At 71.5% G+C, this 18,121-nt stretch carries 20 protein-coding genes; 7 read left to right on the top strand and 13 right to left on the bottom strand.

Annotated features, from left to right (window positions below):
* Positions 1-132: 132 nt before the first annotated feature.
* The 3 genes from AB0C01_RS15345 to glnA form a co-directional block, all read right to left on the bottom strand.
* Positions 133-825: a WYL domain-containing protein gene (locus AB0C01_RS15345; RefSeq protein WP_357245009.1), complete on the bottom strand. Its 693-nt coding sequence runs from the start codon at positions 823-825 to the stop codon at positions 133-135.
* Between the two features lie 79 nt (positions 826-904).
* Positions 905-1,330 (bottom strand): DUF350 domain-containing protein, encoded by a 426-nt coding sequence (locus AB0C01_RS15340; protein ID WP_357245007.1) that lies wholly within the window; start codon positions 1,328-1,330, stop codon positions 905-907.
* Positions 1,331-1,420: 90 nt separating this feature from the next.
* The gene (gene glnA, locus AB0C01_RS15335) at positions 1,421-2,770 is read right to left on the bottom strand and encodes a type I glutamate--ammonia ligase (RefSeq protein ID WP_354974466.1); all 1,350 of its coding nucleotides are present in this window, start codon (positions 2,768-2,770) and stop codon (positions 1,421-1,423) included.
* A 287-nt stretch (positions 2,771-3,057) separates the two neighbouring features.
* Here glnA and AB0C01_RS15330 point away from each other — a divergent pair, with 287 nt between their 5' ends.
* Both AB0C01_RS15330 and panB read left to right on the top strand, forming a co-directional pair.
* Positions 3,058-4,815, top strand: a complete 1,758-nt coding sequence (locus tag AB0C01_RS15330) for an NAD+ synthase (RefSeq protein ID WP_357571422.1) — start codon at positions 3,058-3,060, stop codon at positions 4,813-4,815.
* A 188-nt stretch (positions 4,816-5,003) separates the two neighbouring features.
* Positions 5,004-5,849, top strand: a complete 846-nt coding sequence (panB, locus tag AB0C01_RS15325; protein WP_357571421.1) for a 3-methyl-2-oxobutanoate hydroxymethyltransferase — start codon at positions 5,004-5,006, stop codon at positions 5,847-5,849.
* 131 nt (positions 5,850-5,980) lie between these two features.
* On the opposite strand, the gene npdG is transcribed toward panB, so the two are convergent.
* The 4 genes from npdG to AB0C01_RS15305 form a co-directional block, all read right to left on the bottom strand.
* Positions 5,981-6,679: an NADPH-dependent F420 reductase gene (npdG, locus tag AB0C01_RS15320; protein ID WP_357245001.1), complete on the bottom strand. Its 699-nt coding sequence runs from the start codon at positions 6,677-6,679 to the stop codon at positions 5,981-5,983.
* A gap of 87 nt (positions 6,680-6,766) precedes the next feature.
* The gene (locus AB0C01_RS15315; RefSeq protein WP_357571420.1) at positions 6,767-8,197 is read right to left on the bottom strand and encodes an RNB domain-containing ribonuclease; all 1,431 of its coding nucleotides are present in this window, start codon (positions 8,195-8,197) and stop codon (positions 6,767-6,769) included.
* A gap of 83 nt (positions 8,198-8,280) precedes the next feature.
* Positions 8,281-9,165, bottom strand: a complete 885-nt coding sequence (locus AB0C01_RS15310) for a histone (RefSeq protein WP_357571419.1) — start codon at positions 9,163-9,165, stop codon at positions 8,281-8,283.
* Between the two features lie 82 nt (positions 9,166-9,247).
* Complete coding sequence (locus tag AB0C01_RS15305; protein ID WP_357244995.1) at positions 9,248-9,451, bottom strand: hypothetical protein; 204 nt, start codon at positions 9,449-9,451, stop codon at positions 9,248-9,250.
* A 176-nt stretch (positions 9,452-9,627) separates the two neighbouring features.
* Between AB0C01_RS15305 and AB0C01_RS15300 the strand changes: the two genes are divergently transcribed.
* Positions 9,628-10,125, top strand: a complete 498-nt coding sequence (locus tag AB0C01_RS15300) for an NUDIX domain-containing protein (RefSeq protein ID WP_357244992.1) — start codon at positions 9,628-9,630, stop codon at positions 10,123-10,125.
* Positions 10,126-10,128: 3 nt separating this feature from the next.
* Here the strand turns inward: AB0C01_RS15300 and AB0C01_RS15295 are convergent, their stop codons facing one another.
* Complete coding sequence (locus AB0C01_RS15295) at positions 10,129-11,112, bottom strand: hypothetical protein (RefSeq protein WP_357571418.1); 984 nt, start codon at positions 11,110-11,112, stop codon at positions 10,129-10,131.
* Positions 11,073-11,405, bottom strand: coding sequence for a helix-turn-helix transcriptional regulator (locus AB0C01_RS15290; RefSeq protein ID WP_357571417.1), 333 nt, complete (start codon positions 11,403-11,405; stop codon positions 11,073-11,075). Before AB0C01_RS15290 ends, AB0C01_RS15295 begins: the two co-directional genes overlap by 40 nt.
* Positions 11,406-11,479: 74 nt before the next feature.
* Between AB0C01_RS15290 and AB0C01_RS15285 the strand changes: the two genes are divergently transcribed.
* Positions 11,480-12,124 (top strand): GrpB family protein, encoded by a 645-nt coding sequence (locus tag AB0C01_RS15285; RefSeq protein ID WP_357244986.1) that lies wholly within the window; start codon positions 11,480-11,482, stop codon positions 12,122-12,124.
* Between the two features lie 37 nt (positions 12,125-12,161).
* Positions 12,162-12,680: a hypothetical protein gene (locus AB0C01_RS15280; protein WP_357244984.1), complete on the top strand. Its 519-nt coding sequence runs from the start codon at positions 12,162-12,164 to the stop codon at positions 12,678-12,680.
* A 27-nt stretch (positions 12,681-12,707) separates the two neighbouring features.
* Here AB0C01_RS15280 and AB0C01_RS15275 read toward each other — a convergent pair whose 3' ends face one another.
* A complete protein-coding gene (locus tag AB0C01_RS15275; RefSeq protein WP_357244982.1) occupies positions 12,708-12,881 on the bottom strand; it encodes a hypothetical protein in 174 nt (57 codons plus the stop codon).
* Positions 12,882-13,316: 435 nt separating this feature from the next.
* Between AB0C01_RS15275 and AB0C01_RS15270 the strand changes: the two genes are divergently transcribed.
* On the top strand, positions 13,317-14,201 hold the full coding sequence (locus AB0C01_RS15270) for a transglutaminase domain-containing protein (RefSeq protein WP_357571416.1): 885 nt from the start codon (positions 13,317-13,319) through the stop codon (positions 14,199-14,201).
* Here the strand turns inward: AB0C01_RS15270 and AB0C01_RS15265 are convergent.
* From AB0C01_RS15265 to AB0C01_RS15255, 3 genes are all read right to left on the bottom strand, one after another.
* Entirely contained in the window at positions 14,188-15,129 is a 942-nt protein-coding gene (locus tag AB0C01_RS15265) for a redoxin family protein (protein WP_357571415.1), read from the bottom strand. The genes AB0C01_RS15270 and AB0C01_RS15265 overlap by 14 nt on opposite strands.
* On the bottom strand, positions 15,130-16,356 hold the full coding sequence (locus AB0C01_RS15260; protein WP_357571414.1) for an epoxide hydrolase family protein: 1,227 nt from the start codon (positions 16,354-16,356) through the stop codon (positions 15,130-15,132).
* Between the two features lie 156 nt (positions 16,357-16,512).
* Entirely contained in the window at positions 16,513-17,349 is an 837-nt protein-coding gene (locus AB0C01_RS15255; RefSeq protein ID WP_357571413.1) for an SDR family oxidoreductase, read from the bottom strand.
* Between the two features lie 120 nt (positions 17,350-17,469).
* Between AB0C01_RS15255 and AB0C01_RS15250 the strand changes: the two genes are divergently transcribed.
* On the top strand, positions 17,470-18,063 hold the full coding sequence (locus tag AB0C01_RS15250) for a TetR/AcrR family transcriptional regulator (protein WP_357571412.1): 594 nt from the start codon (positions 17,470-17,472) through the stop codon (positions 18,061-18,063).
* Positions 18,064-18,121: the final 58 nt, after the last annotated feature.

Raw genomic sequence — 18,121 nt, 5'->3', positions numbered from 1 at the left:
TGTGCGTGCCGGTCGTTCGGCCGCCGTCCGGAGCAGTCTCGGGGTCGTCCGCGACACCGTCCTGTCGGTGTTTCCAGATCACCCGACGGGGTTCCTTCCGACCGGGCCGTCGGCGCCGCCCGCCGATGCGCCTCAGACCAGGCTCAACGCGCGGACCCGTTCGTGCGGGATGTCCAGATCCGTCGGGCGGAACTCCCGGACCACCACGTCGGGCAGCGCCTGGACGCTCCGGATCCGGTCGGTACGGAAGCAGCGCAACTCGTCGCGCAGCCGGCACCAGGCGAGCAGGTACCAGTGTCGGGGGTTGCCGAGGTAGCCCAGCGGTTCGACGTCGCGCACCGAGTCCGCGCCGGCGCGGTCGGCGTACCGGATGCGCAGCACCCGCCGCGCGGTGACCGCGTCGGCGACGATGGCCGGGACGGGCGTGGCCGGTCCGTCGCCGACGAGGTGCACCCGGCCGGCGAGGCGGTGCGCTTCGGCGGCGTCGGCGGCCGGCAGCACCGCCACCAGTTTGCGCAGCGCGGTGGCACCCGGCCCGGCGAACGGCGTGCCGTCGAGCCGGTGCAGCGCGACGGCCATCGCCACCGCCTCCGCCGCCGTCAGGTTGACCGGCGGCAGAGTGCGGCTGCGGTCCAGGACGTAGCCGCCGGTGCGCCCCGGCTCGGCCCAGATCGGCACACCGGCCTCCTGGAGAGCGCCGATGTCCCGCTCGATGGTCCGGCTGCTGACCTCGAAGCGGACCGCCAGCCAGCGCGCGCTGCGCGGCCGGGGCGACATCGCCCGCAGCTCCTCGACCAGGGCGTAGAGCCGGTCCGTACGGTTCATGCCCCGCACGCTACGACCGGGGTACGACGCCCGGACCCGCACGCGACCGGCCCGGCGACCGGACCGGGACCGACCGCCGTCAGGCGATGCAGGCGCAGACGATCAGCGCGGCGCCGAAGTGGGTGGCGGCGCTGACCCGGGCCGCCGGGTGCGGCTCCGGCGAGCAGATGACCTCGCCGAGCTTGCCCGGGGTGAGCAGGTCCAGCACCACGAAGGCCAGCGCCATGATCGCCAACCCGAGCAGCCCGAACACCACAGTGGAGGCGAGCCCCCTGCCGAAGTCGCTGTAGCTGGTCAGGATCGCGGTGAAGACGATCCCGGCGATGCCGAGCTGGTTGGCGGCCAGCAGCAGCCCCGCGTTGGCGTTGCGCTCGACCCAGATCAGGTCCCGCAACCGCCCGGGGGTGAGCAGGTCGACCAGGCCGAACCCGGCCGCCATCAGCCCCACACCGACGATCCCGAACACGACGCTCTGCCAGGCACCGCTGAGCAGATCCTCCAGCACCGACTTGCCTCCCGACTCTCCGCCCGGAGGGGTACCGGCGCGGTGATCGAGACGATAGCGGCAGTACGCAACCGCGTCAGCCCCCGGCGATCAGAGCGCCAGGTAGCGCTGCCGCTCGTACGGGGTGACCTCGCGGCGGTACTGCTCCCACTCGGCCCGCTTGTTGCGCAGGAAGAAGTCGAAGACGTGCTCGCCGAGCACCTCGGCGACCAGCTCGGACCCGGCCATCACGTCGATGGCCTCGGCGAGGTTCTCCGGCAGCGCCTCGTATCCCATGGCACGCCGTTCGGCGCTGGTCAGCGACCAGACGTCGTCCTCGGCGCCCGGCGGCAGCTCGTACCCCTCCTCGATGCCCTTCAGGCCGGCGCCGAGCAGCACCGCGAAGGCCAGGTAGGGGTTGGCGGCCGAGTCCAACGAGCGGACCTCGACCCGGGCCGAGTTGGGCTTGCCGTACGCGGGAACCCGGACCAGCGCGGACCGGTTGAGGTGACCCCAGCAGACGTACGCCGGGCTCTCGGTGATCCGGTCCGGCAGGGCCTGCGGGAAGAGCCGCTTGTACGAGTTGACCCACTGGTTGGTGACCGCCGTGTATTCCCGGGCGTGCACCAGGAGGCCGGCGATGAACGACTTCGCCACCTTGGACAGCTTCATCGGGTCGCCGCTGTCGTGGAACGCGTTGCGCTCCCCCTCGAACAGCGACAGGTGGGTGTGCATCCCACTGCCCGGCTGGTCGGTGAACGGCTTCGGCATGAAGCTGGCCTGCACACCCGTGGAGAGCGCCACCTCCTTGACCACGTGCCGGAAGGTCATGATGTTGTCGGCGGTGGTGAGCGCGTCGGCGTAGCGCAGGTCGATCTCCTGCTGGCCGGGCGCGACCTCGTGGTGGCTGAACTCCACCGAGATGCCGATCCGTTCCAGCGCCAGCACGCCCTGGCGGCGGAAGTCGCGCGCCACGGCGTGGGTGGTGTGCTCGAAGTAGCCGCCGGTGTCCACCGGGGTCGGCACCGAGCCGTCCTGGGGGCCGTTCTCCAGCAGGAAGAACTCGATCTCGGGGTGGGTGTAGAAGGTGAAGCCCTTCTCGGCGGCCTTGGACAGCGCGCGGCGCAGCACGTGCCGGGGGTCGGCCCAGGACGGACCGCCGTCGGGCAGCAGGATGTCGCAGAACATCCGGGCGCTCTCGCCGCTGACCCCGCCCTCGAACGGGAACACCTGGAAGGTCGTCGGGTCGGGCATGGCCACCATGTCCGATTCGAAGACCCGGGCGAAACCCTCGATGGCCGAGCCGTCGAAGCCGATGCCCTCCTCGAAGGCCGCCTCCAGCTCGGCCGGCGCCACCGAAACGCTCTTGAGCGTGCCCAGCACGTCCGTGAACCACAGCCGGACGAACCGGATGTCCCGCTCTTCCAGCGTACGGAGGACGAACTCCTGCTGACGGTCCACTTCCCCAACCCCTCGCGACGCTCTTTTTGTCCGCCTTGGTCGGGCTGCGCCCGACCTGATCGCCCAGTCTCCCCGGGCCTGGTTACGCAGACGTTACGCGAACTGCCGCCGGTCGTCCCCTCGTGTCCCGCCCGGCGAGCGCGAGCCCCGGCCGGGCCGCCCCGCGTCCGCCGCCGTGCCGGCCGGGCTCCTGCCGTCGCGGCCTCGCGGACGCCCGTCGCGGCAGGTGGCGGCAATCTCGTCCGAGGGTACGGATTGTCGCGCGGAGGCTGGGGCAAGATGAGGGCATGCCCACCCTGCGTCTCGCCCTGTCCCAGGTCAACCCGAGCGTCGGCGACATCGCCGGCAACGCGGACCTGGTCCGCAGCTGGACTCGCCAGGCCGCCGATGCCGGTGCCCAGTTGGTGCTCTTCCCGGAGCTGATGCTGACCGGCTACCCGGTCGAGGACCTGGTCTTCCGGCGCTCCTTCGTCGCCGCGTCCCAGGCCGCCGTCGAGCGGCTCGCCGCCGACCTCGCCGCCGACGGCCTCGGCGAGTTGCCGGTCGTGGTCGGCTACCTGGACGCCGACGGGCCGCCGCAGGTCAGCGGGGACGCCGAGCCGGGCCGGGGCGCCCGCAACGCCGCCGCGCTGCTGCACCGGGGAGTCGTTGCCGCCCGCTACTTCAAGCACCACCTGCCCAACTACGGGGTGTTCGACGAGGACCGCTACTTCGTCTCCGGCGACACGCTGACCGTGGTGCGGATCGGCGGCGTGGACGTCGCGTTGACCATCTGTGAGGACCTGTGGCAGGCCGGCGGGCCGTTCGCCGCCGCCCGGCAGGCCGGCGTCGGGCTGGTGGTCAACATCAACGGCTCGCCGTACGAACTGAACAAGGACGACATCCGACTGCCGCTGGTCCGCCGCCGGGCCGCCGAGGCGGGCGCCGCCATCGCGTACGTCAACATGATCGGCGGGCAGGACGAGCTGGTCTTCGAGGGCGACTCGATGATCGTGAGCGCCGACGGTGACCTGCTCACCCGTGCCCCGCAGTTCGTCGAGCACCTGCTCGTGCACGACGTCGACCTGCCGGCCGCCACCTCCTCGCCGACCACGGAGACCATCGCCGACGGGATGCGGGTCGCGCACCACACGCTGGACGGCATTCCGCCCACGCCGTCCGGCCCGGCCGCCACCGGCGGGCTGATCGAGCCGGTGGCCGACGAGGCCGAGGTGTGGCAGGCGCTCGTGCTCGGCCTGCGCGACTACGTGAACAAGAACCGGTTCCCGTCGGTGGTGCTCGGACTCTCCGGCGGCATCGACTCGGCGGTGGTGGCCGCGCTGGCCGTCGACGCCCTCGGGCCGGACCGGGTGGTCGGTGTGTCGCTGCCCAGTCAGCACTCCTCCGAGCACTCCCGGGAGGACGCCGCCGACCTGGCCAAGCGCACCGGCCTGGACTACCGCGTCGAGCCGATCCAGCCGATGGTGGACGGTTTCCTGGCCAACCTGTCGTTGTCCGGGGTGGCCGTGGAGAACCTCCAGGCCCGGGTCCGTGGCGTGATCCTGATGGCCCTGTCGAACCAGGAGGGCCACCTGGTGCTGACCACCGGCAACAAGAGTGAGCTGGCGGTCGGCTACTCCACCCTCTACGGCGACTCGGTGGGCGGCTTCAACCCGGTCAAGGACGTCTGGAAGACGCTGATCTGGCGGCTCGCTAAGTGGCGCAACCGGGACGCGGATCGGCGCGGTGCGACCGCCCCGATTCCGGAGAACTCGATCGGCAAGCCACCGAGCGCCGAGCTGAGCCCGGGCCAACTGGACAGCGACAGTCTGCCCGACTACGACGTCCTGGACCCCATCCTGATCGGGTACGTCGACGGTGACCTGGGCCGCGACGGGCTGGTCGAGTCGGGCCACGACCCGGCGGTGGTCGACAAGGTGCTGCGGCTGGTGGATACCGCCGAGTACAAGCGACGCCAGTCGGCACCGGGCACGAAGATCTCCATGAAGGCGTTCGGCCGGGACCGCCGTCTGCCGATCACCAACCGGTGGCGCGAGCACGGCTGAGTCGTACTCCTCTGGGTGCCCGGGTCGGTGCGGCCGGCCCGGCGTCGCCTCGCGCGGGCCGCGCGGCGCGGACCTCGCGCGGTGCAGTGATATCTCGCACTGGACTCTGCCGTCGCCCCGTCTCGCGGTGCGACGATCGCGACGGAACCCGGGGACCGCGCAGGCGGCCTCGAGGAAGGGAGACAGAGATGGTGGAGTCCACTCCGAGCGAGGTGACCGCGCTGTACGGCGGGCCGCTCACCCGTCGGGTCCGCACCCGTGACCTGCTCGCCGCCAAGGAGCGCGGCGAGCGGTGGCCGATGCTGACCTCGTACGACCAGTACACGGCGGGGATCTTCGACCAGGCCGGCGTGCCGGTGCTGCTGGTCGGCGACTCGGCCGCGAACAACGTGTTCGGCTACGAGACCACCCTGCCGATCACCGCCGACGACCTGCTTCCGCTGGTCCGGGCCGTGGTGCGCTCGACCCGGCAGGCACTTGTCGTCGGTGACCTGCCGTTCGGCTCGTACGAGGAGGGGCCGGCGCAGGCGCTGCGCACCGCCGTCCGGTTCATGAAGGAGGGTGGCTGCCACGCGGTGAAGCTGGAGGGTGGCCGCCGCTGCGCCGAGCAGATCGCCGCGATCGTCGGCGCCGGCATCCCGGTGATGGCGCACATCGGCTTCACCCCGCAGAGCGAACACACCCTGGGCGGTTACCGGGTGCAGGGTCGGGGCGACACGGCGGACGAGGTGCTCGCCGACGCGCGGGCGGTGGCGGAGGCGGGCGCCTTCGCGGTGGTGCTGGAGATGGTGCCCGGTGAGGTGGCCAAGCGGATCACCCACGAGCTGCCCATCCCGACCGTGGGCATCGGCGCCGGCCCGGACACCGACGCGCAGGTGCTGGTCTGGCAGGACATGGCCGGGCTGCGTACCGGAAAGGCGCCGCGTTTCGTGAAGCGCTACGCGGACCTGGCCGGCGCACTCACCGACGCCACCCGGCGTTTCGCCGACGAGGTTCGCGGCGGCGAGTTCCCGACGGCCGAACACACCTTCTAGTCCGGCCCGTCGGCCGGTCTCGCGCGGCGCGACCGGCGCGGCTTGATCCACTCCGTGTTCTTGAGGTCGGGGTGTCCCAGTGCGAGGGACACCCCGACTTCCCGGAAGCCGAGTGGATCACGCCGCTCGACTCAGAGGTCGGTGACGCGGATGCCGGCGTGTGCCTTGTAGCGCTTGTTGATCGCGATCAGGTTGGCGGTGAACGCCTCGATCTGGTGGGCGTTACGCAACCGGCCGGCGTAGATGCCGCGCATCCCCGGGATCCGGGCGGCGAGCGCGCCGACCACGTCGACCAACTCGCGGTCCTCGGTGCAGATCAGCACGTCCAGGTCGATCCGGTCGATCTCCGGGTCGGCCAGCAGCGGGGCACTGACGTGGTTGAACGCCGCGCAGACCCGGGAGTCGGGCAGCAACGCGGCGGCCTGCTGCACGGCGCTGCCCTCGGCCACGGTCAGCGCGTACGGACCCTGCTTGTCGAAGCCGAGCGGGTTGACGCAGTCGACGACGATCCGGCCGGCGAGTGGCTCGGCGAGGGCGGCGACGGTGGCGGCGTGCCCATCCCACGGCACCGCGATGATCACCACGTCGCTGCGGCGGGCCACCTCGTCGTTGGCCGCGCCCGTGACACTGCCGGTGGCCGCCACACCGGGCAGGGCGGCGATCTCGGCTGCGGACTCCGCGGCCCGCTCAGCGTTGCGGGAGCCGATCAGCACCGTCTGCCCGGCCCGCGCGAACCGGTAGGCGAGCCCTCGCCCCTGGTCGCCGGTCCCACCGATGATGCCGACCGTCAGCCCGGACACGTCGGGCAGCGTGCTCGCGTCGTATGCCATGGGTTCATCCTCGCAAACGGGCCGAGCCGGCAGCGGCCCGGAGCACTGTGACGATCCCCGCTGAGCCGGGCCGCCGCGCCGGCGGGGTCAGGCCAGTTCGAACATCACCGTGCGGGCCGTCGGGTCGGCGGTGACCAGTCGGACGCGGACCCGTTCGCCGAGCGGCAGTTGGCCGAAGCAGCGGGCGCGCACCGGCGGGGCGTCCAGCGCGACGGTGCCGCCCGGTGGTCGCGGGCGGGACTTGCCGTTGGGCGGGGCGTCGACGTCCAACACGGCCGCGTCGAAGGTCTCGCCCACCCGGTGCTCCAGCACCGCCGCCTCGGCCAACTCGACGGCTCCCCGGGCTGCCGCCGAGGCGACCCGGTCGGTGCTGGCCATCACCTCGGGCAGCCGGGGCAGCGCGGCGCGGGCCCAGTCGGGCACCGGAAGGCCCGCGTGCAGGGCCAGGCAGACCTCGGTGGCGTACCGGTCGGCCAGACGCCGCAACGGCGCCGTGACGTGGGCGTACGTGGCTGCCACGCCACCGTGTTCCGGGTGCTCCGGCAGCTCCCCGTCGAAGGCGGTGTACGCGGCCCCACGCATCAACTCGGCCGCCTGGTCGATGAACGCGGCGGCGCGCGGCTGGGAGGCGTCCAGACCGGCGATCACCTGACCCGGGGCCACGCCGTCCGGCCACTGCACGCCCAGCGGCGCGGCGGCGGCCCGCAGCCGCTGCACGGCCTCCGGTTTCGGCGCCGGCATCGTCCGCAGCAACCCGACCCGGCCGGCCAGCATGATGTCGGCGGCGGCCATCCCGGTCAGCAGGGAGATCTGCGCGTTGTGCTCCTCCATCGGCACCGTCGGACGCAGCACCAGCCGCCAGCCGTCGCCGTCGGGTTCCAGATCCTGCTCGGGCAGCGGCAGGTTGATGGCGCCCCGGCGCAGCCCTCGGGCCGTCAGCCGGTCGCCGATCTCGGGCAGCAGTGCGATCGGCTCGGGCAGCCGCCCGGCGTCGGCCGCCGCCTGCACCCCGGTGTAGTCGAGTTTGGCCCGGCTGCGGACCAGGGCACGCTCCAGCTCGACGGCCACGGTGCCGCCGTCGGCGTCCAGGTCGATGGTCCAGACCACCGCGGCCCGGTCGTCGTCGGGAAGCAGGCTGGCCGCGCCCTCGCTGAGCGTGCGGGGGTGCAGCGGCACGTTGCCGTCGGGCAGGTAGATGGTCTGCCCGCGCCGCCAGGTCTCCGCCTCCAGCGCGCCGCCCGGGGCGACGTGGGCGGCGACGTCGGCGATCGCGTACCGCACCCGGTAGCCGCCACCTGTCCGCCGGGCGAGGTGCATCGCCTGGTCCAGGTCGCGCGAGGTGGCCGGGTCGACCGTGACGAACGGTATGTCGGTGCGGTCGACGGGCGGCCGAGGCGGCGCTCCGGCCGCCTCGTCGGCCTCCCGTTGGGCGTCGGCCGGGAACTCCTCCGACAGGCCGAGTTCGCGGCGCAGCGCGCCGAAGTCGATGCGGGGCGCGAGTACGCGTCGAATGACCACGGGTCAATCCTGACAGCGCCGCCGGTGATCCGCTTCCCGTGACCGGCCGAGATATGTCCCCGGCGAGCCGGGGCGACAGGTGCTCAGCCGGTCGCCTTCCGGGCGGTGCTGCGCGTACTCCGGGGTGCGGTGGCGCGGGCGGCGGCAGGGCGGGCCGGTGACTTGCGGGCGGTGACCTTGCGGGCCGGGGCCTTGGCCGCGACGGTCTTCTTCGCCGGGGCCTTCTTAGCCGCCGCCTTGCGCGCGGTGGCCGACGACGTGCCCGTCGCCTTCGCGGCCGGGGCCTTCTTCGCCGGGGCCTTGCGGGCGCCGCCGCTGGGACCTGTCGACGCGGTCTTCTTCGCGGGCGCCTTCTTGGCGGCCGTCTTCGTCGCCGCCGTCCTCTTCGCCGCTGTCTTCTTCACGGCGGAGGCCTTGGTCGCGGTCTTCCGCGCCGGCGCCTTGGCCGCGGCGGTGGTCTTCTTCGCCGCCGAGGCGGTGGTCTTCTTCGCGGCGCTTGTGGTCTTCTTCGCGGCGCTTGTCGTCTTCTTCGCGGCGCTGGTGGTCTTCTTCGCCGTGCCCGTGGTCTTGTTCGCGGCGGCGGTGGTCTTGCGCGTCGCCGACGCCGAAGCCCGCGTCGCTGACGCCGGTGCCCGCTTCGCTGACGCCGGTGCCCGCTTCGCCGCGACGGTTGTCGCGCGGGTGGTGGTCTTCTTCGCGGGGGCCTTCTTCGCCGCCGTACTCGTGGCCTTGGTCGTGGCCTTCTTCGCCGGGGCCTTCTTCGCCGCCGTGGTGGTCTTCTTCGCCGGGGCGCGCCCCGCGCCGCCGGCGGCCTTCCGGGCCGGAGCCTTCGCCGCCGCCGCACCCGCGGTGGACTTGCGCACGGGGGTGGTCCGGCTCGCCGCCGTGTTCCGCTCGGCCGCGGCGGTCTTCTTCGCGGTGGTGCGTCGGACGGTCGGGCGGGTGGTGGCCTGCTGTGCTTCGGCCATCGTGGTTCCCTCCTTGGGGACGTGCTCTCGCGTGCGTCCTCGCGGAGCACGAAATACCTCGGCGCGGGACGTCCCGCGCCGTCTACTTGTCCTCCCCGGCCCAACGAGCGTCCTCGGCATCCCACGCCTCGTTGCGCTCCTGCACTCGCTGCAGGGCGTTCTCCGCGTCGGCCGCCGAGTTGTACGGGCCGAGAACGTGCTTCGCCGGACACACGTTGGCGTCCGTCTCGACCCGGTGATGCCGGGTGCACCAGTAGAACTGCCCACCACGTTCGCTGTCGCTCATGGGAATCACTGTGCACCGCGAACCGGCAGGCCGCCACCGGATCGCACAAGTCGCCGACCCTCTCCACAGTAGATATGCATGGCGTTCGTCGGGCCGAAACGGCGAAACGCGTGGGACTGGAAAACCAGAAGGTGCGCAGGTGAGCCCCGCTGTGGGCGCACACCTATGATCGTCGGATGGCGACACCGGACTACATCGTGGGGTTGCGCAAGCACGTCGGTCACGACCTGCTCTGGCTGCCGAGCGTCAGCGCCGTCATCCGCAACGACGCCGGTGAGCTGCTGCTCGGCCAGCGCGCCGACGACGGGCGCTGGTCGGTGATCAGTGGTTTCGTCGAGCCGGGCGAGCAGCCGGCCACCGCGCTGGTCCGCGAGGTACGCGAGGAGACGGGCCTGGACGTCGCCCCGGTGCGGATGTCCAGCGCCGTGTCACACCCGCACACGTATCCGAACGGGGACCGCTGCGAATACCTGAACCTGGGGTTCCTGTGCCGGCTGGTCGCCGGCACCGCCCGGGTCAACGACGACGAGTCGCTGGCCGTGCGGTGGTTTCCGCTGGACCGGCTGCCCGAGCTGGACAAGCACGCCCTGCTGGTCATCGCGTACGCGCTGCGCGAGAACCAGCTGGCCGGTTACCTGGAGCCGGGTACGACGTGGGACGACGTACCCGACTGAGGTTCACACCGGGGTCGGCGCGAGGGCGACCGGCGCGACGGGCGCGGACCGGGCCGCCCGGATGGTGTACGCCAGCGCGTACGGCGTGCAGGCCAGGTAGAGCATGGGCTCCACCAGCACCCGGTTGGTGATCAGGAAGATCTCCCAGTCGATGGGCCGGGGCAGGCCGAAGTTCCAGTCCGTCCAACAGGCGAAGAGCCACAGCGGCGCGGAGATCGGGTCGACGTGCTCCCGCGCGTGGATCGTCGGCCCCGCGCCGATCGCGGTGGGGTACGTGTCGACGACGACGAGGATCACCGCAAGGTCCGCGGCGACGAGTGCGCCGAGGACGCCCACCCACCAGGCGGCGCGGAGGCGACCCCGGGCGGCGAGGCTCGCCGCGGCCCAGAGCGCGAGGGTCAGGCCGGCCAACCAGAGCAGCAGACCGGGTACGGCGGCCAGGTCCTCCGGGCCGATGAGCTGCATCAGCACGATGACTGTCGCACCGACCGGGAGCACCACGCCGAGCGCGATGCGCAGCGGGCCGTCGAGTGCGGTGTGCCGGGCCCAGCGCGCGGCGAACACCGCCAGCAGGACCGCCAGCCCGACGGTGACGGCCGCCCAGAGTGGTTTCTGCGCCCGCTCCAACCAGTTCGGCCCCGTCAGCCAGACCTCGGCCCGGTACATGGCGGCCCCGCTGCCGAGCACGATCCCGACGCAGGCGAGCGGCGACAGCAGCAGTGCGGCGGCGCTGCGACCGACGCGACCGCGGGCCAGGGTGCGGTCGACGAGTGAGGCACCGGCACGGCTGACGGCCAGGCTCGCCGCGAAGCCGAGCATCGTCGTCCAGCGGCCGTTCTCGGCGAGGACGTGCAGCTCGGCGGCCCACTCGCGGCGCAGGTCGTCGCGGACGTCGGCCGGCCAGCGGCGCGCGGCCAACGCCAGCAGCAACACGGCGATGCGCCGGGTCACCACGCCGGCGCCCCGGTGGGCTCGGTGCCGCCCCACGAGCGGCGACCGTCGGGGATCGCGGCACGCAGGTCGGCGAGCGCCTGGCGGGCCTGCGCCACGCCGTCGGCGGTGAGGCGGTAGTAGCGGCGGGCCGGTCGGCCGGCCGCGACGGGGTCGATCGCCTCCCAGTCGGCGGCCAGCCAGCCGGCGCCCTGCAACCGGTGCAGCACCGGGTAGAGGGTGCCGCTGGGCAGGCCGGTCAGTCGCATCAGGTCCAGCCCGTAGCGCTGTTCGTCGGGCTCGGCGAGCAGCGCCGCGAGCACCTTCGCGATCGGAATGGTGATCCGCATCCGACCACTTTATCGGAACTCTACATAGGGTAGGGGTCGTATCCTGGCGGACTTTGCGTCGTCGGGAGGTTGGCGTGGCCGAGTATCCGCAGGACGTCGTGCAGCGCTTCCACGGCACCCCCGAACAGGTCGACGCCGGCCTGGTGGGCGAGCCGCCACGGACGTGGGAGTCCGTCGTCATCGAGGAGTACGACCCGGCCTGGGCGCAGCGGTTCCGCGCCGTCCGGTCGTCGCTCACCGAGGCGCTTGGCGGGCTGATCATCAGCCTGGAACACGTCGGGTCCACGGCGGTGCCGCAGCTCGCCGCCAAGCCCGTCATCGACGTCGACCTCGTCATCGAGGACACCGCCGAGGAGGCCGGCTACCTTCCCGCCCTGGAACGGCTCGGCTACCGGCTCGTCCTGCGGGAGCCCTGGTGGCACGGGCACCGGATGCTGCTCAGCTCCGCCGAGGACGTCAACCTGCACGTGTGGCCGCGGGGTGCGCCGGAACCGGTCCGGCACCGGCTCTTCCGCGACTGGCTGCGCACGCACCCACACGACCGGGAGCGGTACGCCGCGACGAAACGACGCCTCGCGCGGGACACCGCCCATCGGCCCCGGGAGTACAGCCTGGCGAAGAACGAGGTCATCGACGAGATCTACGCGCGCATCTTCGCCGCCTCGGAGGCAGCAGCCGAGGTCGAGCAGCGGGGCGCCACGACCCGGGCCGACGGTTGATAATCCTGGCGGTCACTCTGCCAAAAAGGGGTCTTCGATGGTGCGATGGCGCTGGGTCGCCGGGGTGGTGGCGGCGGCGATGCTCGCTGCTTGTGACACCGACGCGAACGCCACGGTCGACGCTGCGCTACCCCGCGGAGAGAGCCTCGTTGAGCTGCGTCAGCAGGCGCGGGAGGGCTTGGCCCGGTACGACCAGGCCTTCATCGACGCAGGTGGCGCTGACGCCGTCACCCCGACACCCCCACCGTGGAACTCCCCGCCGGGCATCGCCATCGAATCGGCGGCCACGACCGGGGCCGGTACGCAGTTGATCGTCGGCTTCACCGGAACCTTCGGGCCGGCGACCGGACGCTGTGGCGCCGACTACCACGCGGAGTCGGTCGAGTCGGCCAACGCCGTCGTGGTCATCGTCATCGCACAGCACCACAACGGCGGCGAGGTGTGCGACCTCATGGGCTCGCCGCGTACCGCGACCCTCAATCTGGCCCAACCGCTGGGCAAGCGGGTGGTCCTCGACGTACGCCAGGGGCAACCGGTCCCGCTCACCCGCAGGTGAGCGCGTCGGCTGGCCATCCGGAAGTCGTCAGGAACAGTCGAAGCGGTAGTCGAACGGCCTGGTGGGGCAGGCGGTGCAGACGAAGAGGTAGATGCCGCCGACGTCGCCCAGCATGAGCCCGCTCGGGTTCTGGATCGTCCGCCACGGGTGATCGTCGTCGGTGTCCCATCCCCAACCGGCCATCGCCGGACGATCCTCCACCGGAATCCACCGCTTTTCGTGGTGTCGTCCACGGCTCGTGGTCGAACGGGCACCACAGGACCTGAAGCATGTCCGTGCCGGCGAGGAACGGCACCTCGGGCACGTCCTCGGCCAGCAACTGCACCACCGGCACCAGCGGCGCCGCCGGTTCACCCGGACAGTCGCGGTAGTGGTCGTCGGGCTCCGGTCCGTCACACATCGGCCAGGCTTCGTCGGCCGGCCACAGCAGCGGGCCGCCTACCGAACTCTGCTCCGCTGTCGGCGAACCCGGGCGGGGATGTAACCGGACGGTCGTCCGCGCGAAGGGGGCGACCGCCGGAAAGACCTGCGGCACGTCGATGGGGCTGGAAGGGGTGATGTGCACCCGCCGATCGTAGAATGCGCGAAATCCGGCGGCGTTGACCCTGACACGGTGGCAGACCGGAGACTGGTCCCATGGACCTCGATGACTACCGGAGCCACTCCCCCTACAGCGACCCCGGTCGGCACGGCGGGCTCCTCGACGCCGTGGCGACCGACATCCCCGCCGTGGCGGCGACCGCCCGCAACGTGATCGTCCACTACCGCGCGGGCGGCGTCGAGCTGCCCGACAGCCGGCTGGACGAGGTGAACTGCCGCTGGGTGGACCGCATCCTGGACACGGACCAGTCCCGCTTTCCGCTGCCACTCACCGCCGAGCGTCCGGCCGTCGACCGGGTGGCCGGCTGCTGCCGGGACCACACGTTGCTCGCGGTGGCGGTGCTTCGCCAACACGGCATTCCCAGCCGCAGCCGGGTCGGCTTCGCCTCCTACCTCACCCCAGGCTGGCATTATGATCACGTACTGGTCGAGTACTGGGACGGCCACCGTTGGGTGTGGGCGGACCCGGAACTCGACCCGGCCGGCGACTGGCAGTTCGACGGCTACGACATCGACCCGACGGCAGGGCTCTTCGACTCGGCAGCGCGGGTGTGGTCGGCGTACCGGGCCGGGACGATCGACCCGGACGCCTACGGCGTGGCCCCGGAATCCCCGATCCGCGGCGCCTGGTTCATCCACGACTACGTCATCCAGGAACTCGCTCACCGGCAGAAGGACGAGCTGTTGCTGTGGGACCGCTTCGGCGCGATGACCGACGACCTCGCCAACGCCGACCTCACGCTCACCGACGAGATCGCCGCCCTGCTGCTCGAGGCCGACGGCGGCGACGAGGCAGCGGAGAAGGCGCTCACCGACCGGTACGCGACCGACAGCCGCCTGCGTCCCGGCGCTCGGATACGCAGCTTCTCACCGGTCTCGGACACGGTGAGAACTGTCGATCTGCGCGTCAGCCGAAGGTGAAGGCGTACGCCGCCACGCCGGGCTCGTCGAACGTGATCTCCAGGGTCCGCTCCCGGACCGCGCCGTCCTGGCGGATGAGCTGGTGGAGGCGGCCGTCCTCCAGCACGCCGTTGCCGGCCTCGTCGACGTCGACGCCGTGGGACGCACCGGGAGGCGTCCCGTCGAGCAGCACCCGGAACGGGATCGACGCTCCCGCCCCGGGGGCCAGCACGAGATGCGCGTCGCGGGCGTGGAACCGGAAGGCGATGCCGCCGCCGGCCCGGTCGAGCACGACGTTCTCCGACCCGATCGTCCACTCCCCCGCCAATGCCCACTGGTTGAGGCCGAGGCTCTCCGGCACCTGGTAGGCGCGGCGCTCGTCGAGCGCCGGGCCGTTGGGCGACGCGAAGTGTTCGCCGCGACTGAAACCGAGGTACGTCTCGGGCGTGCGCAGATTGCCCCAGTCGGCCTCCGCCTCCGGGCCGAGCCCCCTGACGGGTACGGGGTCGCGCTCGATGCCGAGCAGTTGCTGGAGCACCCGTTCGGACTGCTCGTAGCGCCCCTCGCCGAAGTGCTCGTCGCGGATTACCCCGTGGTCGTCGACGAAGTACAGCGCCGGCCAGTACTGGTTGGCGAAGGCGCGCCAGATCGCGTAGTCGTTGTCGACCGCGACCGGGTAGTCGATCGATCGGGCCGCCACCGCCCGCCGCACCCAGTCGACCTCGTGCTCGAATCCGAACTCGGGGGTGTGCACCCCGACGACGACCAGCCCGTCGTCGCGGTAGGCCTGCGACCAGGCCCGCACGTACGGCTCCTGGCGCAGCCAGTTGATGCAGGTCAGCGTCCAGAAGTTGACCAGGACGACGCGCCCACCCAGGTCGGCGGGGCCGAGTGGCTCGGAGTTGAGCCACTCGGCCGCCCCGTTCAGCGGGGGCAGGTGCACGGCCATCTAGCGCAGCGACCGGAAGGCGGTGCGAAGCTCCTCGGAGAAGATCTTCGGCTGCTCCCAGGCCGCGAAGTGCCCGCCCACGTCGAGCTTGTTGAAGTAGATGAGGTTGGGGTACGCCTGCTCGGCCCAGCTCTGCGGCGCCTCGTACAGCTCGTCGGGAAAGACACTCACGGCGACCGGGACGGTCACGCCCTTGGCGGCGAAGAACGACAGCTTGTTCTCCGCGTACAGCCGGGATGCGGAGACCGCGGTGTTCGTCAACCAGTAGAGCGAGATGTTGTCCAGGATGTCGTCGCGGGTGAGGCCCGCCGTGGCCCCGTCGAAGACCTGTGCGATCAGGGCCAGGCTCTTCGCGTCGTGGTCGAGCAGGAAGGACGCCAGACCGACCGGGGAGTCCGCCAACCCGGTCAGCGTCTGCGGACGCGTCGCCATCATGAGGGCGTACGCGACGTGCTTCCAGACGTAGTTGACTTCCTCGGCAGCGCGCATCTCGTCGGCGGACAGGCCGGACGGCAGCGAGCCCATGGCGTTGTTCGCGCCCGTGGTGTCGCCCTGGAACAACAGGTCGATCTCGGGTGGGACCGCACCGGGCATGTTGGTGTGGATGCCGAGCAACTCCGGCGGCGCCTGCTTACCCATCTGGTCCACGATGACGGCGCCCCAGTCGCCGCCCTGGGCGACGAACCGCGAGTAGCCGAGACGCTTCATCAGCTCGGTCCAGGCGGCCGCGATCTTCTCCGGGTTCCAGCCCGACTCGGTCGGCTTGCCGGAGAAACCGTGGCCCGGCAACGACGGGATCACCAGGTGGAAGGCGTCCGACGCACTGCCACCGTGGGCGGTGGGGTCGGTCAGCGGTTCGATGATCTTCATCTGCTCGATCACCGATCCGGGCCACCCGTGGGTCACGATGAGCGGCAGCGCGTCCTCGTGCTTCGAGCGCACGTGGATGAAGTGGATGTCGACGCCGTCGATGGTGGTCATGAACTGCGGTACGGCGTTCATTCGCGCTTCGACCTTGCGCCAGTCGTACTCGTTCTCCCAATAGCGGGCGACGGCCTGAATGGTGGCGAGTGGGACGCCCTGCGACTGGTCGTCCACCGTTTCCTTGTCCGGCCAGCGGGTCGCCCCGATGCGCCGTTTCAGGTCGTCCAGGTCCGCCTGGGGAATGTCGACCGAGAACGGCCGAATCTCCGTGGTGCCGGGGCGAGTCTTGGTCTTGACAGCCATGCGTGTTCCTCTCCGTCTAGGTTTGCGCCTCGTGAGGGGAATCATGGGGTGAGGGCACTGCCCGGACCTGTGCGCCAATTCGAGATGGGCACGCCGCCGCCATATCTCGGAGCCTAGAACGCCGCGCCCCGGGCTCGTGGCGATACGAGCAGTCCCTCAGTTGTCGTGCTCGGGGGCGGGCACGGCGTGCTCGGCGGCCCGGCTGACCTGTTCCCAGCCTGCCCAGGTGTCCATCCGTCGGCGGGCGATGTCGAACGCCAGGTCGTAGACCATGCTTCCGAGCAGGAGCCGCAGCGGCGGGTCGTCGCTGTCGACCAGGCGCAGCAGCGCCTCGGCGGCCAGCCGGGGCTCGCTGTCGATCGACCCCTCCGCCCACTGTCGTTCCAGTTCGGCGCGCAGCGGCGCGTAGTCCTCCATCGGAGTGGTGGCGCTCAGACTGGTGTAGAGGTCGGTCCAGTAACCGCCCGGCTGCACGATGCTGAGTGTGATGCCGAAGGCGGCCGCCTCCATTGCCAACGCCTCGCTCATGCCTTCCAGTGCGAATTTGCTCGCGCTGTACATGCCGGTGCTCGGAAAACCGCCGAGCGCGGCGATGCTGGACACCTGCACGATGTGGCCGGACCGTTGGGCGCGCAGGTGCGGCAGCACCGCCTGACTGACCCACAGCGCCCCGAACAGGTTGACCTCGAACTGGGCTCGCGCCTGTGCCTCGGTGAACTCTTCGACCATTCCCATGGACAGGGTCCCGGCGTTGTTGACGACGATGTCGAGCCGTCCGAAGTGCTCGACGGCGACGGCCACGGCGGCGAAGACCGCCGCCCGGTCGGTCACGTCGAGGGTCAGGGTCAGCAGTCGGTCGCCGTACCGCTCGTCGAAGTCCTCCCGGGCGATGGTCCGAGCGGCGGCGACCACCCGGTCCCCACGGTCGAGCGCCGCGTTGGCGAAGGCGCGGCCCAGGCCGCGGCTGGCGCCGGTGATGAACCAGGTACGCATGTCGGTCTCCACTCTCCAAGCGAGACGAGACGGTCCGTCTCGTTGTGAAGGAGATTAGGCCGCGCCACGCCTGCCGTCAAGACGAGACGGTTCGTCTCGTCGCTGATATCGTGGTGCCCCATGACGCCCAACACGGCCCGCCGGAGAGAGACCTCCCGACGCGCCATCCTCACCGCGGCCTTCGACCTGCTCCAGGAGATCGGGTACGCGAAGGTCAGCATCGAGGGCATCGCCGCGCGCGCCGGCGTCGGCAAACAGACCATCTACCGCTGGTGGCCGTCCAAGGGCGCGGTCATCTTCGACGCCTTCCTCATGCTCAGCGAGGCCACCGAGGGCGGGCCGCCGACGTTGCCGGACACCGGCGACCTGTCCGCCGACCTGACCCTGGTGCTCCGCGCCACGGTCGAGGAGATGAACGATCCCCGCTACGAGCAACCGATGCGCGCCCTGGCCACCGAGATCGCGCTCGACCCCGAGCTGGCGGCCGCCTACGCCGAACGCCTGGACGGGCCGTTGAAACAGGCGAAACGGCAGCGCCTGCGCAGCGCCCAACAGGCCGGACAACTGGCCGAGGACATCGACCTGGACGTGGCGGTGGACCTGATCTGGGGACCGCTGCTCAGCCGATGGCTGCACCGCAGCGGCCCGCTCACCGCCGAGTACGCCGACCTCGTCGTCACCACCGCCCTGAGCGGATTACGCCCCCGCCCATGACCACCGCTTGATCCACTCGGCTTCCTCGAAACCAGCCCATCCCGGGCCACAGGAGACC

The organism is Micromonospora sp. NPDC048905 (genome assembly GCF_040649655.1).
GTDB lineage: Bacteria > Actinomycetota > Actinomycetes > Mycobacteriales > Micromonosporaceae > Micromonospora.
This window is presented reverse-complemented; position numbering and strand designations above follow the sequence as displayed.

Bases quoted from the DNA above. Each gene is read 5' to 3' on its own strand.
- panB (WP_357571421.1), top strand. From the start codon at position 5,004: ATGGTGGAGTCCACTCCGAGCGAGGTGACCGCGCTGTACGGCGGGCCG.
- AB0C01_RS15260 (WP_357571414.1), bottom strand. From the start codon at position 16,356: ATGGCTGTCAAGACCAAGACTCGCCCCGGCACCACGGAGATTCGGCCG.
- AB0C01_RS15305 (WP_357244995.1), bottom strand. From the start codon at position 9,451: ATGAGCGACAGCGAACGTGGTGGGCAGTTCTACTGGTGCACCCGGCAT.
- AB0C01_RS15310 (WP_357571419.1), bottom strand. From the start codon at position 9,165: ATGGCCGAAGCACAGCAGGCCACCACCCGCCCGACCGTCCGACGCACC.
- AB0C01_RS15330 (WP_357571422.1), top strand. From the start codon at position 3,058: ATGCCCACCCTGCGTCTCGCCCTGTCCCAGGTCAACCCGAGCGTCGGC.
- AB0C01_RS15300 (WP_357244992.1), top strand. From the start codon at position 9,628: ATGGCGACACCGGACTACATCGTGGGGTTGCGCAAGCACGTCGGTCAC.
- AB0C01_RS15255 (WP_357571413.1), bottom strand. From the start codon at position 17,349: ATGCGTACCTGGTTCATCACCGGCGCCAGCCGCGGCCTGGGCCGCGCC.
- npdG (WP_357245001.1), bottom strand. From the start codon at position 6,679: ATGGCATACGACGCGAGCACGCTGCCCGACGTGTCCGGGCTGACGGTC.
- AB0C01_RS15250 (WP_357571412.1), top strand. From the start codon at position 17,470: ATGACGCCCAACACGGCCCGCCGGAGAGAGACCTCCCGACGCGCCATC.
- AB0C01_RS15345 (WP_357245009.1), bottom strand. From the start codon at position 825: ATGAACCGTACGGACCGGCTCTACGCCCTGGTCGAGGAGCTGCGGGCG.
- AB0C01_RS15280 (WP_357244984.1), top strand. From the start codon at position 12,162: ATGGTGCGATGGCGCTGGGTCGCCGGGGTGGTGGCGGCGGCGATGCTC.
- AB0C01_RS15265 (WP_357571415.1), bottom strand. From the start codon at position 15,129: ATGGCCGTGCACCTGCCCCCGCTGAACGGGGCGGCCGAGTGGCTCAAC.
- AB0C01_RS15270 (WP_357571416.1), top strand. From the start codon at position 13,317: ATGGACCTCGATGACTACCGGAGCCACTCCCCCTACAGCGACCCCGGT.
- AB0C01_RS15290 (WP_357571417.1), bottom strand. From the start codon at position 11,405: ATGCGGATCACCATTCCGATCGCGAAGGTGCTCGCGGCGCTGCTCGCC.